The following is a 13565-nucleotide window of genomic DNA, read 5'->3' as shown; positions in this document are numbered from 1 at the left end:
GATGAAGGCCAGACTGGACGATCACCTCGACAAAGCACCGGCCGCCATCAAGGCCATCATGGCGCTTGAAGCGGCCCTCAGGGCCAGTACTCTGGAAGCTACCCTCCTGGAACTGGTCAAGCTGCGCGCTTCCCAGATCAATGGTTGCGCCTATTGCATCCATCTGCACGCCACATCCCTGCGCAAGTCCGGTGAAAGCGAAATGCGACTCTACCTGCTGGACGCATGGCGCGAGGCGCCCCACTACACAGCGCGCGAACGCGCGGCCCTTGGCTGGACGGAGACCTTGACCCGGCTGTCGGAAACCGATGTCGACGAGGCCGAGTACGAAATCCTCGAAGCCGCCTTCACGCCGCAGGAACAGGTCAACCTGACCCTTGCCATCGGCGCCATCAATCTGTGGAACCGCCTGCAGGTCGGCTTTGCCGTGCCCCCTCCATTCCCCGAGGGCGGCTATGACGCCTGACCAGGCTTCGGACGTCTTCGAGACGCACCGGCGCCGGCTGGTCCGTCTCGGCTATCGGATGCTCGGCGGCCGCGCCGCCGCCGAGGACATCGTGCAGGATGCCTGGCTGCGCTGGTCCAATACGGATCAGTCCGCGGTCACCAATGTCGGCGCTTTTCTCGCCTGCATCGTCACCCGACTGTGCCTCGATGAAATGAAATCGGCTCGCGCGCGGCGCGAGCTCTATGTCGGCAGTTGGCTTCCCGAGCCGATCCTCGAACCGGACGAGCCCGGCATCGATACCGACGAACTGACCATGACGCTCATGCTCGCGCTTGAGCGCCTTTCGCCCTTGGAACGGGCCGCCTTCCTGCTGCACGATGTCTTTGGCCAACCGCTCGACGAGATCGCCACCACGCTGGGCCGTGACGCGCCCGCCGTGCGCCAGCTCGCCTCCCGCGCCCGAAAGCACGTGCAGGAGGCCCGCCCGCGCTTTCCCGTCGCCCGCGAGGATGGTGATCGCATCGCCCAGGCTTTCTTTTCCGCCGCTCACACCGGCGATGTCACCGCGCTGCGGGCACTTCTGGCCGATGACGTCGTCCTGCACTCCGATGGCGGCGGCAAGGTCTTCGCTTTCCTGCGCCCGATTGTCGGCATGGATCATGTGCTGCGCATGTATGGCGGGCTCCATCGCAAGCTCGGCCCCGACTGGACCCAGTTCATCCGACCGGCCTGGATCGACGGCCTGCCCGGCTATGTCAGCCGCGAACGCGGCGCGATCCTGCAGACCACCGCCTTCGCCATAGAGGGCGGCAAGATCACCGCCATCTACATGATGCGCAATCCGGACAAGCTCACCCATGTCGACGGCTGAGCGATCCCTCGCCAGACATTCAGTGACCCGCGCTATCAGCTTCGATGGCCGAGGAGCCGACCTTCTGTTCTTTTCGATAGCGTGACGGCGACGTTCCATAGATCCGGTGGAAGCTGGCGCCGAAGGCGCTGTCCGAGCGATAGCCGAGAGTTGCGCCGATGCTGGAGACCGGCTCGACGCCACGCCGCAGCTTGCCGGCCGCCAGGCGCATGCGCCAGCGTGTCAGATAGTCCAGCGGCGCGACGCCAACGCGCTGCTTGAACCGCGCGGCAAAGCTGGACCGCGATTGGCCGGCAAGGCGCGACAATTCGGTGAGCGTCCAGTTGCGTTCGGGTTCGGCATGTACCGCCTGCAGTACCGGGGCAATGTGACGGTCGGTCAAGCCGCTCAACCAGCCGGTATCATTGGCAGCCCGCTGCGCCAGATGGGCGCGTAGCACGTGGATGAAGGCCAGGCGCAGCAGGTCATTGCACATCAGTTGCGCTCCGGGCGCGCCGGAATCCCACTCGCGATCGAGCTGGTCGAGCAGCCAGGCGATCGGCGCAGCCGCGTCGCCCTTGATGACCAGAATGCGTGGCAGGGCATCGGACAGCACCACGCCATCGATCGTATCGAGCCGCACGCTGCCACCGAGGATGGCGAAGTCGTTGCCCTCGCCCAGTTGTGCCGCCACGCCCGAGCCGGAGAAGACATCCTGGGCCGCGACCATCGTCGCGTCCGGGGTGCTCGCCAGGTCAAAGGCACCATTGGTGACGACGAAACAGTCGCCGGCCTCCAGTTGCACAGGTGCTTGATCCGCCGTGAGCAGCCAGCAGCCACCATGGCGCACCACCTTGAACTTGATATTGGCCGGTGCCGCAAATCGAATGCCCCAATCGCCGCCCGCCTGAAGGCTGATCGAGCAGAGCGCAACCGCATTGATGGCATTGAGGATGGCCGACAGGGCATCACTGGGCATGATTTGGACGATCACGATAGTATCCCGGATTTGGCCGACTGGATTGTCTGGGTAGGTAGATCATATGCAGGGTCATTACCAGTGGAGATCAGCATGACACAGCTTCAACATCCCATCGGATCGCCGTTTTCCGCGGCCAGCACTGCCGCGGACATCGTCAGCGGAATTGACCTGTCCGGCAAGACGGCAATCGTCACCGGCGGCCATTCTGGCATCGGCCTCGAAACCGTGCGGGCACTGGCCGGGGCCGGTGCCCGGGTGATCGTTCCGGCGCGCGACCCCGATCGTGCCACCGCCGCCCTCGCTGGAATTTCCAATGTCGAGATCGACCGGCTCGACCTGGCGGATGCCGCCTCGGTTGCCGCCTTCGGCCAGCGCGTCGTCGAAAGCGGCCGTTCCATCGATATCCTGATCAACGGGGCCGGCATCATGGCAGCTCCATTGTCTCGCGATATCGACGGCCACGAAAGCCAGTTTGCGACCAATCACCTGGGTCACTTCCGGTTGACCGCGGCACTCTGGCCGGCGCTGATGCGCAATGGCGATGCCCGGGTCATCGCCGTCTCATCGCGCGGGCATCAGATCGCAGGAATCGATTTCGACGACATCGATTTCCTCGAACGTCCTTATGACAAATGGCTGGCCTACGGCCAGTCCAAGACCGCCAATGCGCTGTTCGCCCTCTCGCTGGACAAGCGGGGCCAAGCCGCGGGCGTGCGGGCCTTCTCGCTGCATCCGGGCCAGGTGCTGACCGGCCTCGCGCGGCATCTCTCGGAAGAGGAGATTGCCGGCTTCGACGCGCGCGACGAACACGGCAATCTCCGCGTCGACCCGGCCCGTGCATGAAGACGGTCCAGCAGGCGGCAGCAACAGCTGTCTGGGCCGCTACAAGCCCGCAGCTACAGGGGCTTGGCGGAGTCTATTGCGAAGACTGCGAGATTGCCGCCATCAACACCGCCGAAGCCGGCCGCAAGGGCGTTGCTCCATGGGCGGCTGATCCCGTTTTGGCGGAGCGGCTATGGCTTATTTCGGAAGCCATGGCGGGCGTATCGATAGCCTGACAATCTCTGCTGTCGGCCGAGAATATCAATCGGCTCCAGCACGCTCTCGACTGCGGGCTACGTGCGGCGACCGAAGCACCGGTAAATGTGTTTGCCGTCGCGCCGCAAACGCGGCGATGGTGCGGCGCGACAACCCTGCAGCGCGATCTGCTGACCCTCATACAGGAAAAGGTCAGGCTAACACTCCCCGGTGCCAATCATGCAGAGATTAAATCAACGTGCCCTTATGCTGACAAACCCGCGCCCTACACCCAGAAGGCATTCGACCAGGTTACGTCCAGCCACGTCGAGCATTTTTCCGAAGGCCTAACAATCGTACGGACGCCCGAGGTGATTTGGGCCGCGGTGATTCATGCGCCGCTAGTGTCCTGCGGCTAGGCGAGCAAGCGGTCCAGTTCGGCGATGAGGTCGCTAGAATCGAACGGCTTGACCAGAAGTCGCCGCACGCCAGCGGCTTCAGCCTGCTGCTCTACCTCTGGGGTTGGAAATGCGGTTATCAGAATGACCGGCATCTTCGCCAACTGCATGACGCGGGCAAGCTGCAGCCCGCTTGTTCCCGGCATTTGAACGTCGCTAATTACGCAGTCGACCTCGCCGCCACTACCCGACGACAAAAAGGCGTCAGCCGTCTCAAACAGCTGGGCGGCGTAGCCCAGGCTCTTCAGCATGTCATCCAGCGCCGTCCGCACATCGTCGTCGTCGTCGACAACCGCAATCAGAGGGGGCGAATTCGGAGGTATGGTAGACACGAACTCTAGCTTTCCAACTGACTTGCCATGGATGCCGCTCACTCGGCCTTCGCGATCGTAGGCTCGCCGCGGTGCCGATTCGACGCAGATCGCCGACTCCACGCACTGGTTCCATCGCAGGATCTCTACCGCATAGCATCCCCTACCACGGTATGGGGTGGACGGTTGACGATGCCGCAGCTTATTTGAGCCGGATCGCTGTACGTCAGGATTGAACAGCAAACACGTGCGAGCCGCCGGTCGGCGAACAGTACAAGAGTAGAGATCCTGACGGGCATTGTTACATCGATCGCTCTAAGGGCGAGGCTCTCGCCGAGGTTCCGCAATGCGCGTCGACACGCTCGACGCGGGTAACGGCGATGCCCATCAGCCAGCCACCCGCCACCGACGCCAGTCGACACGCCTGTGCCGGGCTGGAACTGCCAGCTTTGGACAGCTAGCTTGCGCCGGGGAGCTCTGGGGCGGATCACCCCGATACAACGTCCTGGCCGGATGACTTGGCCAGCGGACAATAATCTACCGCGGGGCAGCTATGAACACGACGGATCGAAGGGCTCGCGCGGCATGACCCGGCAACTGGGAAGACCACTGCTTTTAACGTCGGCCGGCCTCCTGGCGGCGCTCGTCTTCTGGATAGACAGCATCCCTGAATACGATTTCTCGATCTCGATTCTGTATCTGGCGGTCTTGGTGCTCGTTTCTGCCGTAGGCAGCGGAAAGGCGGTGGGGCGCGCCGCAGGCGCATGCGTGATACTTGCCGTCTGCGCCTGGGCAGTGAACAATCTTCATCAACCCTCACCAACGAGCGCGCTGCGGTGTGTGCTTGCCTGCATTGCGATCCTCGTCACAGCTGCGTTGCTGATCAGCCGCAAGCGGCTCGAGGCGACGAAACAAGATCTTGAACTCAGTCGGTCGCAAGTAGAGCTTTTTGCCAATTCCGTTCCCTACGTCTTATGGCGATCCAATCCTCGCGGTGAGATCGAGTATCTGAATGAAAGCTGGACCGCTGTAACGGGGCTGGACCGTTGGACGGTGCTCGAAGGGCAGCGCTACAATGATGTGGTCCATCCGGAGGATATGGCGGTACTTGTCGAGACCGTCACTGCCGCTGTCGCGAGCCGGACCACAACCAATCTCAAAGTCCGAATACGTCAGGTCGACGGTCGGTACCGCTGGATGCAGATTTACGACAATCCGGTGCTGTCTCCCCTGACGGGACAAGTGGAGCGCTACGGCGGACTTTCGGATGTGCACGACGAGGTTACCGCGAAAGAAGAACTTCAGAAAGTTCGAGCGGAACTCGAAGAAAGTCGGACGGAACTAGTTACCTTCACCAATATGGTGCCGCAAATTCTGTTCCGAGCGGATCGAAACGCGCGGGTGGACTTTTACAATGAACGATTCACTCAGGTCACAGGCCGCGACCTGCACGCTGTCATAGAAAAGCAGGACTGGATCGAGGATTTCCATCCCGATGATCGTGAGGCATATCTGGATAATCTGAGGAGATCGTTCGCCTCCGGGGATGAGCTACGCGATACGTTTCGCCTGAGACACGCTGACGGAAGCTATCGGTGGATGTCGATCGTAGGCCGCCCCGTACGCGTAGCAGAGGGGGCGGAAGAGATCCGATACTATGGCGGAGTATCGGACATTCACGACGAGGTAACCGCACATCAAAAGGTCCGCGAACTCAACGAAACACTCGAGCAACGCGTCGAGGAGCGGACCACCGAACTAATGCGCACCGAGCGCCGCTATGCCGGATTGTTCGACGTAAGCAACATAACCTTCGCGGAAATGGACTTTAGTGCGGCGGGAAAAATTCTCGACGAGATCAAGGCGAGCGGCGTCAGCGATCTCCGCGCCTATATGATGGCGCACCCAGATGAACTGACGCGGACGCTGGATGCGATCCACACCACCCGGGTCAACGAGGCCCTGGCGCGCCTGATGGGGTTCGAGAGTGTCGCCGAACTCGTCGCGAATCCGCCCCAGCAGAATGCGGACGATGGTCCCGAGGTGCTCCTTCGCCAACTTGAAATGTACTTCTATGGCATCGATCACATCGACGGGCGGACCACGCTCACCGGAAAGGGAGACCAGCGGATCCCCGTCTATTTCACCGTGACCAGACTTCCGGATGGGCTCCATCTTTCTAGCCACCTCAATCTATCGGATCAGGAAAAGATCGAGGAGATGCGCCGAGCCGCGCAGGCGGAACTGGCTCGCGCCAACCGCGTCGCAACAGTGGGCGCCTTCTCTGCGTCGATCGCCCACGAATTGAACCAGCCTATCGCCTCAATGCTGATGGACGCGCAAACGGGACTGCGTCTCGTCGCTCGCGAAACCCCTGACCTGGCGACGCTCGGCCGCATCCTGCAGCGCGTCGAAAAGACCGCCCAGCGCGTTGCCGGGATCGTCCAGCGGACCCGCGAGAACATCGTCGCAGGGCGACGCCAAGCTAGGGCTATCAATCTTCCCCTGCTGATCTCCGACACCCGCGATCTCTTGGACCTTGATCTCAAGCGGTCGGACGTTGACTTGGAGATCATCTGCGCAGACGCGGTGCCGATGATAAATGGCGACCCTGTCGAACTGCAGCAGGTCTTCGTGAACCTGATCAACAATGCGGCCGATGCGATGCGGGGGCAGCCCGGGGTGCGTCGCATCACACTCAGGATAGCAGCGGAAGCAACAGCGGTTCGCGTAAAAGTTGCGGACACGGGGCCAGGCATTCCAGAAGAGTATTTGGAGAAGCTGTTCGAGCCATTCTTCACGACCAAGGCGACCGGCATCGGCATGGGTCTTCAGATCTGTCGTTCAGCCGTGGAGGCCATGGGAGGACAGTTGACCGTTGCCAATCAGATGAGCGGGGGAGCCATTTTCACGTTCGATCTCCCGCTCGCGCCTGAAGGCACCCGCCTGCACGGCTGAACCGGATTTCCGGGTTCCTCCTGCGCGTTCCCCGGGGACAGCAGAGCCCGGCGGGCGAGGGAGCGCGATGGGGACCGACAAAATCGCCGGACCCGGCTCAACCTAGCCGGCTCCCATGGGCCATGAATGCGGGCTGGCAATCAGCTCGCCCTATGCGGCTGGTCCCTGCCGGGCAGCGAGGACGATCGGCGAGCCATGTGGCAAAGACCGGTTGGCGACGGCGGTACGATCCCGAGGCCTTCGCGGACTAAGGCTATCCAGCCTGAGCCGCGGCGCCCACGCATACTTCCCCTACCAAGGTAGATCACAAGCTGCGCATCAGCAGCGGCGGCCTAGACACTCGCGCTGTGGCTGGAGCGAACCGACTCCGCGTATTTTTGGCGAGCGAAATTCAACCCGCGCCGTCAAACGATACGGCAGAAGGAGACAATCATGCATATCGAGCCCGGACTCGTAGACGGAGCCAAGATCTGGCTCAGCTACGCCACCGCAGCAGGCGCCGGTGGGTACACGCTCAAGCTCGCAGCCAATGCGATTCATGACCGCGGCGCCGTGTCATTGGCCGCGCGTAGCGCGGTGGCAGCTGCACTCGTCTTCTGCTTCTTTGAGGTGTTGCCTCACGTAGCAATCGGCGTGTCCGAGGTTCATCTCATCCTCGGCTCGACTCTTTTTCTGATCTTCGGGGCGGCTCCGGCAGCCATCGGCCTGGCAGTCGGTCTTCTCGTTCAAGGATTGACTGTGGCCCCGTTCGATCTGCCGCAATATGGAATGAACATCACGACACTTCTGGTTCCGCTGTTTGCGCTGCGGACGATCGCCCCGATGATCATCGCGCCTGGCACGCCCTATGTGCGGTTGACCTATCACCAGGTGCTGGCACTCTCGACCACCTATCAGCTGGGTATCGTTGCCTGGGTCGCGTTCTGGGCCTTCTATGGCCAGGGCTTCACGATTGAGAACACCGTCTCCGTCGCCCTATTCGGAGGAGCCTACGCGCTCGTCATAGCTATTGAGCCGCTGGTGGACCTCGCGGTCCTTGCCGTTGCCAAGACGCTGGCCGGCGTGGGAAGCGGTATGATGTTCGATCGTCGACTCCACGAGACGGCTTGACGTCAAAACGGGACCGCCCGATCGCCAAGTTGGCAACAGGCCATTCTTGGAGAATTCGACCATAGAAGAGGCCCGCGAACTCTCCTTCGCGGCCTCTTTTCGCATTTCGCGTGCGAAATGTTGCTGCTCCCGGCTGAACTTCCTTGAGATTCCTCAGACTGGCTTTCGGCAGCGAAATCGCAAGATCACGACGGGCAGGAGCTCACATGTTGAGGAGCTTTATCTTTCTTACCATGTCAGCAACCGAGACGACTTTCAGTTTCCGTCCGGCATTGCTTCGATGCATCTTCACCGTGATTTCCGTCACGCCCATCTCATAGGCGATCTGCTTGTTGAGAAGGCCGCGTCCCACCCCGCGCAAGACATCCATTTCGCGCGGCGTCAGTTGCGCAGCGAGCCCCCGTAATTCGGTGACCTCCCGATCGTCGACTCGGCGCGTCTCGTCGGCGCGCAGAGCGGTTGTCACGGCATCAAGAAGCTCCTGATCACGGAATGGCTTTGGCAGGAAGTCGACAGCGCCTGCCTTCATGGCCCTGACAGATGTCGACACGTCCCCATGTCCTGTAATGAACACGATGGGAATGCGCGCGCCAATCTTGGCAAGATGCGTTTGCAACTCCAGGCCGCTCGTGCCCGGCATTCGTAGATCGAGAACCAAACAACTTGGCCGGTCGGGAAGTCCGGCGGCAAGGAGGTCGCTCGTTGAAGCGTAAGCCTTCGTCTCGATCCCGATTGACGTGAACAGATCCTTGAGCGACTCCCTCAGTTCTGCATCGTCGTCAACCACAATGACAAGCGGCAAGAGAGGACTGCTGATTGACATCGATCCGCCCTCTGAAGGTGCTTCCAGCTGCCGTTGCATTGGCATACGTCCGTTGGTTGGCACGAAAGCCCATTTCGAATTGCCAGTGGGCTGAAAGATGTTTCTGGCTGCATCCTCCATACCAAACGGCCAATGGCCAATCCACCATACCGCGGCGGTGTGAGGCCTATACCTTGGTAGTCGCACGGCTCGACTGCCGTGGCGCGCTGTTGGCGTTTATGGTCCTGCCGAACCCTGCGGCGCCCCCTACAAAGCTATCCGGTACTATTGGTAGTCTGGCCGGCCCGCGCCTGCTCACGTACCGCTAGCAGGCCTCGGCCATCTCGGAAGCTGCAGCCGGCAAGGTGAACTCGAACGACGCCCCGCCCTCGGGCAAATTGGTGACGTGTAGCTCTCCGCCTAGCCTCTCTACCGTCGTGCGGCAGATCTGAAGTCCCATGCCAATGCCGTCAGGCTTGGTCGTAAAGAATGGGGTAAAGATCTTCGCAAGGACGTCATCGTGAATGCCCGGCCCTGTATCTGCCACTCGAACGCGGACGTGACCTTCCTCCCCCGGCTCGACAGACACTTCCACGTTGCGCTTCTGCTCGGGCACAGCCGCCAGAGCATCAAGAGCATTGACGATCAGATTGACGAGAACCTGCTGCAGCGCGATGCGATCCACCAAAACACGTGGCACGGATGAAGCTGCCCGTATCTTTACCACGGCGCGGCGGGCAACGACTTCCCGCTCGAGCAGCAGCCGCGTTTCTTCTGTGAGCGCCGTCAGATCCACCAGTTCGAGCCTACGCTGGTGGTTGGTAATCTGATCGCGAGTCTGCTGAACGATGCTCGCAAGCCTGCCCGCATTGCGACGCAGCCGGGCCAAGATACGGGCCACCATGTCGTAGTCAGGTTCGTCCTTGGCCAACATCCGGAGTCCGGTTTCGATATCAACGGATATCGATGCGATTGGTTGGTTAAGTTCGTGGGCAATCGAAATCGACAGAGCACCGACGGTCGCAACCCTGTTTGCGCGGGCCAGTTCCTGCTGAGCAGCGGCCATGAGTTCGCTGGCAGCCTCCCGATCCGTAATATCGAAGAGGGTTGCATAGGCGGTACCGTCGGGCATGAGATTGACAGCGAAGATGACCGGCATCCGCCCACCGTCTGCCCGCACAAGCGCCGTCGTCGACGTTACATAGTCCCGCCCCTCGAAGAGCGCCTCGAGTTGGGGAAGCAAGGCTGCAACGGCATCGACGACGCCGTCCCTAGGCGCCTTTGTAACCAGATCAGCCTTCGACTCGTAACCCAGCTTCCGCCAAATGGCGTCGTTCACATCCACGGTCCGGACGCCGGCGAGACAAGCCTGCAGCACCTCCGGATTTCCCAGCAGATAGGACCGCAGATTGGTCACGCCCTTGGCCCTGAGGTCGTCCAGGATGGCCCCGGATTCGCTCCAGTTCTGTTCGGCGACGAAGATATTGGGGTCCTCGTAGAGACTGCGAAAGCGCCAACGTGTTTCCTGGAGTTCGACCGTTCGCTGAGCGACCAGGTCCTCAAGTTCGCGATTCAGCTTCTGAATTCTCTTTTGAGCTTTGAATTCGTCATCGACATCCGAGAGGCCGCCCATCCAACGAACGATTTCCCCGGTCTCCGGCGATCGGACTGGGCGCCCGATAGAATGCATCCAGCGATAGGTTCCATCCCGATGCCTGACGCGGCAGTGCGCTCGGAACTCGTTTCCGCTTGCCCGCGCCGCAAGCCAAAGCCTGAGCATGCCCGGACGGTCCTCTGGATGGACTGGCTCCACCCAGGATTTGGCTCGAACGGCATCATCGACGCTAATGCCGGTGTATTCGGCATAGCGGGCGTTGAGAAAGTTGCACTGTCCCGATGCATCTGTCCCCCACAGAATCTGTGGGACAGAATCGGCGAGAATGCGTTGCTCACGGCGACTGTCCTCGAGTTTGACTTGAGCCAGCACAAGGCGCTTCCGGCTCGTCACGAGAGATGCCGTGATCGCGATCGCCACGAGCGCGAAGGCCAGCTTGTAGGTACTCGTGAAGTCGGGAGCATCCTTGTAAGCCCAGGCATAGGACGCCCCGGCGAGCACGGCGCAAATGCCCGCCCAAGACCAGGTGACTCGCTGGACTGTCCCCATCGAGCCCAGGACAACCACCAACGCATAGAGAACCGCGACTGACGAATCGACGCCGTGACGCAAATCGATTGCGAAGATCACGCAGGCCAGGCTGGCGGCGGCCACAGTTCCCCACCACCTGCCTCCTCTTGCCTTCATTTTCACGTGTGCGGCCCCGATTGCGTACAGTCATGTACTACCTTGCCGAGCCAAAGTAGGCCGGCGGGGTCAAAACGGCCAGCACTCTCTGTTCTATGCGACGCTACAGGCTTTTTGCCCGATCCTGTGTGAAGGGAACGGCGTCAGGCCGCCGTTCCCTTGTTCTGCGTCAGGCCTTGATAAAGGCCAGGATGTCAGGGTTCAGGACGTCGGCATGGGTTGTCAGCATTCCATGCGGAAAGCCCTTGTAGACCTTAAGCTCACCATTTTTCAGCAGTTTCACCGACAACAGTGCTGCGTCCGCGATCGGGACGATCTGATCATCATCGCCATGCAGGACAAGCGTCGGCACCTTGATCTGCTTGAGATCTTCGGTCTGATCGGTTTCCGAAAACGCCTTGATGCAGTCGTAGTGGGCCTTGGCCCCACCGATCATGCCCTGACGCCACCAATTCTGGATGGTCCCCGGCAGAACCTTCGCCCCGGGACGGTTGAAGCCGTAGAATGGGCCGCTCGCGATATCCAGCCACAACTGAGCCCGATTGGCAGCCAGTGCGGCGCGATAGCCGTCGAACACCTCGATCGGCGTGCCTCCAGGGTTGGCGGTGGTTTTGACCATGATCGGGGGAATGGCGCTTACGAGCACCGCCTTGGCCACGCGCCCGGGCTTCGCGCGCGCGACATAGCGCGCGGCTTCGCCGCCGCCCGTCGAGTGTCCGATATGGATGGCGTTCTTGAGGTCGAGTGCGTCGGTCAGTTCGGCGACATCGGACGCATAATGGTCCATGTCGTTGCCGCTATCCGTCTGGGTGGAGCGCCCGTGGCCGCGTCGGTCATGGGCGATGACCCGAAAGCCCTTGTCGAGAAAATACAGCATCTGGTTATCCCAATCGTCCGCCGAAAGCGGCCAGCCGTGATGGAACACGATCGGCTGCGCTTCTTTGGGACCCCAGTCCTTGTAGAAGAGCTCGATGCCAGACTTGGTCTTGAAAAAGGTCATGGTATTCTCTCCGTCCTGATGTGTTTTGGTGAGTGTCGATGCAGAGGCGAGGCTAGGAAAAGCGGCCGCACTGGCGCTGGCGGCGAGCAGACCTGCCATCATGTCGCGGCGCGTCATGTCGAGGCCCCGCCCATTCAAATCGGAAATCATCTTGAACGTCCTTCTGCGGGGAGTGGTCAGTTGGCAAAGGCTGCCAGCGACGGTTCCGGCTGATCGAGAAAGCGGTTCACTTCTCCGGCAAAATCATCCGGGTATTGAAACAGGAAGCCGTGACCGGAGTTCGGGTACAGAACGAGCTTCGCGTTCGGCGCTTCCTGCGCGATGACATAGGAGCGGTAGGCGGGGATCATGACATCCTGGATGCCATTGGCGACCAGGATCGGCATCGAGAGTTCCCCAAGCCGGCTGCGAACCTCCTTCGAGGCACCGATCGCCCTCAATTGGCCGGTAAAGCCGATTGAAGACACTTTTGGGACGCGATCCGGGACGGCCGCGAGACGCTCGAGTGAAGCGATGCCGGCTGCCCTGCTGGCGGCGCTGGGGGCGAAGAACAGGAACAGAAAGTCTTCGTCTCCGTTCTCCGCGTGAGCCATCACGTCCCTAACACGCGGATCCGGCTGAGGACCCTCGCTTACGCCCCCGGGACCAGACCCTGCGATCACAAGGCGTCGGATCCGGTGCGGCGCGGCTAGCGCGACATGCTGTGCCACGAAGCCGCCGAGCGACCAGCCCAGCAGGTAAACCTGCTCAAGCCCCAAAGCATCGAGGAACGCGAGCACGACCTCAGCCATCCCATCGAGGGTATCCGGCACTCTGCCGCCCGATCCTCCGATGCCGGCATTGTCGAGCCGGATGATGCGGCGGTGCGCGCCGAGCGGCGTGAGGAAAGCCGGATCCCAGTCGTCCATTGTTCCGCGAAACCGCTGCAATATCACGAGGGGAAGCTCCCCCCTCTACCGTCATCGCGATAGGCTAACCTTCCATGGATCGTGTCGATCAACTTGTGAGGACTGTCCATCCAGCGTTCCTTTGCTAGTGCCTGGGGATGCCAGCGCATGCCGGCGAAGACCATGCGAGTGTCGTGTTTTGAGGGGGGCTCCACCATCATACGGGGTGCGGCTGCCCCCCACACGAAGGTAGGGGGCTCCCCGAAAAATCGGCCGGGTTGAGCCAATTGCGGCCTGCTCGCGGCTCAATCCGGCGATGACGGAAACAGGTCCGCTGGGAAGCCGGGCAGCGCTGGTGATGAGGGCGCGAGTGAAAGCGACTGGCAGGGGAGCTATGCTGTGGATCGGGGCGCCGGGACACGGCACAATGCCAACCCGGA

Annotated in this window: 10 protein-coding genes and 1 pseudogene; 5 read left to right on the top strand and 6 right to left on the bottom strand. The window is 61.4% G+C overall.

What is annotated here, in order from left to right:
* The first annotated feature begins 1 nt into the window (after position 1).
* Together ACHMWQ_RS06170 and ACHMWQ_RS06165 are read left to right on the top strand one after the other, a co-directional pair.
* Positions 2 to 466: a carboxymuconolactone decarboxylase family protein gene (locus tag ACHMWQ_RS06170; RefSeq protein ID WP_354554369.1), complete on the top strand. Its 465-nt coding sequence runs from the start codon at positions 2 to 4 to the stop codon at positions 464 to 466.
* The gene (locus ACHMWQ_RS06165; RefSeq protein WP_354554368.1) at positions 456 to 1319 is read left to right on the top strand and encodes a sigma-70 family RNA polymerase sigma factor; all 864 of its coding nucleotides are present in this window, start codon (positions 456 to 458) and stop codon (positions 1317 to 1319) included. Before ACHMWQ_RS06170 ends, ACHMWQ_RS06165 begins: the two co-directional genes overlap by 11 nt.
* Before the next feature lie 19 nt (positions 1320 to 1338).
* On the opposite strand, the gene ACHMWQ_RS06160 is transcribed toward ACHMWQ_RS06165, so the two are convergent.
* Positions 1339 to 2292: an AraC family transcriptional regulator gene (locus tag ACHMWQ_RS06160; protein WP_396306779.1), complete on the bottom strand. Its 954-nt coding sequence runs from the start codon at positions 2290 to 2292 to the stop codon at positions 1339 to 1341.
* Between the two features lie 78 nt (positions 2293 to 2370).
* On the opposite strand from ACHMWQ_RS06160, the pseudogene ACHMWQ_RS06155 reads away from it, so the two are divergent.
* Positions 2371 to 3338, top strand: a pseudogene (locus tag ACHMWQ_RS06155) (oxidoreductase).
* Positions 3339 to 3712: 374 nt separating this feature from the next.
* On the opposite strand, the gene ACHMWQ_RS06150 reads toward ACHMWQ_RS06155, so the two are convergent.
* Complete coding sequence (locus ACHMWQ_RS06150; protein WP_396306778.1) at positions 3713 to 4189, bottom strand: response regulator; 477 nt, start codon at positions 4187 to 4189, stop codon at positions 3713 to 3715.
* A gap of 462 nt (positions 4190 to 4651) precedes the next feature.
* Here ACHMWQ_RS06150 and ACHMWQ_RS06145 point away from each other — a divergent pair, with 462 nt between their 5' ends.
* Together ACHMWQ_RS06145 and ACHMWQ_RS06140 are read left to right on the top strand one after the other, a co-directional pair.
* Positions 4652 to 7024, top strand: coding sequence for a PAS domain-containing protein (locus ACHMWQ_RS06145; RefSeq protein WP_354554364.1), 2373 nt, complete (start codon positions 4652 to 4654; stop codon positions 7022 to 7024).
* Positions 7025 to 7456: 432 nt separating this feature from the next.
* Positions 7457 to 8134 carry an energy-coupling factor ABC transporter permease gene (locus ACHMWQ_RS06140; RefSeq protein ID WP_354554363.1) on the top strand — a complete coding sequence of 226 codons (678 nt, stop codon included), beginning with the start codon at positions 7457 to 7459 and terminating at the stop codon, positions 8132 to 8134.
* Positions 8135 to 8336: 202 nt separating this feature from the next.
* Here ACHMWQ_RS06140 and ACHMWQ_RS06135 read toward each other — a convergent pair whose 3' ends face one another.
* From ACHMWQ_RS06135 to ACHMWQ_RS06120, 4 genes are all read right to left on the bottom strand, one after another.
* Complete coding sequence (locus ACHMWQ_RS06135) at positions 8337 to 9002, bottom strand: response regulator transcription factor (RefSeq protein WP_396309400.1); 666 nt, start codon at positions 9000 to 9002, stop codon at positions 8337 to 8339.
* Between the two features lie 259 nt (positions 9003 to 9261).
* Positions 9262 to 11205 (bottom strand): ATP-binding protein, encoded by a 1944-nt coding sequence (locus tag ACHMWQ_RS06130; protein WP_396306777.1) that lies wholly within the window; start codon positions 11203 to 11205, stop codon positions 9262 to 9264.
* A gap of 202 nt (positions 11206 to 11407) precedes the next feature.
* Positions 11408 to 12238 carry an alpha/beta fold hydrolase gene (locus ACHMWQ_RS06125; RefSeq protein ID WP_396309399.1) on the bottom strand — a complete coding sequence of 277 codons (831 nt, stop codon included), beginning with the start codon at positions 12236 to 12238 and terminating at the stop codon, positions 11408 to 11410.
* Between the two features lie 176 nt (positions 12239 to 12414).
* Positions 12415 to 13146, bottom strand: a complete 732-nt coding sequence (locus ACHMWQ_RS06120; protein WP_396306776.1) for an alpha/beta fold hydrolase — start codon at positions 13144 to 13146, stop codon at positions 12415 to 12417.
* Between the last annotated feature and the right edge of the window lie 419 nt (positions 13147 to 13565).

It is taken from the genome of Kaistia sp. UC242_56 (genome assembly GCF_044452255.1).
GTDB classification, from domain to species: domain Bacteria; phylum Pseudomonadota; class Alphaproteobacteria; order Rhizobiales; family Kaistiaceae; genus Kaistia; species Kaistia defluvii_A.
Note: the sequence above shows the minus strand (reverse complement) of the source record. Positions and strands in the feature narration are given on the sequence as shown.

What these genes read in the sequence shown, in the direction of transcription:
- ACHMWQ_RS06120 (WP_396306776.1), bottom strand. Translation starts at nt 13,146, where the DNA reads ATGGACGACTGGGATCCGGCTTTCCTCACGCCGCTCGGCGCGCACCGC.
- ACHMWQ_RS06140 (WP_354554363.1), top strand. Translation starts at nt 7,457, where the DNA reads ATGCATATCGAGCCCGGACTCGTAGACGGAGCCAAGATCTGGCTCAGC.
- ACHMWQ_RS06135 (WP_396309400.1), bottom strand. Translation starts at nt 9,002, where the DNA reads ATGCCAATGCAACGGCAGCTGGAAGCACCTTCAGAGGGCGGATCGATG.
- ACHMWQ_RS06170 (WP_354554369.1), top strand. Translation starts at nt 2, where the DNA reads ATGAAGGCCAGACTGGACGATCACCTCGACAAAGCACCGGCCGCCATC.
- ACHMWQ_RS06165 (WP_354554368.1), top strand. Translation starts at nt 456, where the DNA reads ATGACGCCTGACCAGGCTTCGGACGTCTTCGAGACGCACCGGCGCCGG.
- ACHMWQ_RS06125 (WP_396309399.1), bottom strand. Translation starts at nt 12,238, where the DNA reads ATGACCTTTTTCAAGACCAAGTCTGGCATCGAGCTCTTCTACAAGGAC.
- ACHMWQ_RS06145 (WP_354554364.1), top strand. Translation starts at nt 4,652, where the DNA reads ATGACCCGGCAACTGGGAAGACCACTGCTTTTAACGTCGGCCGGCCTC.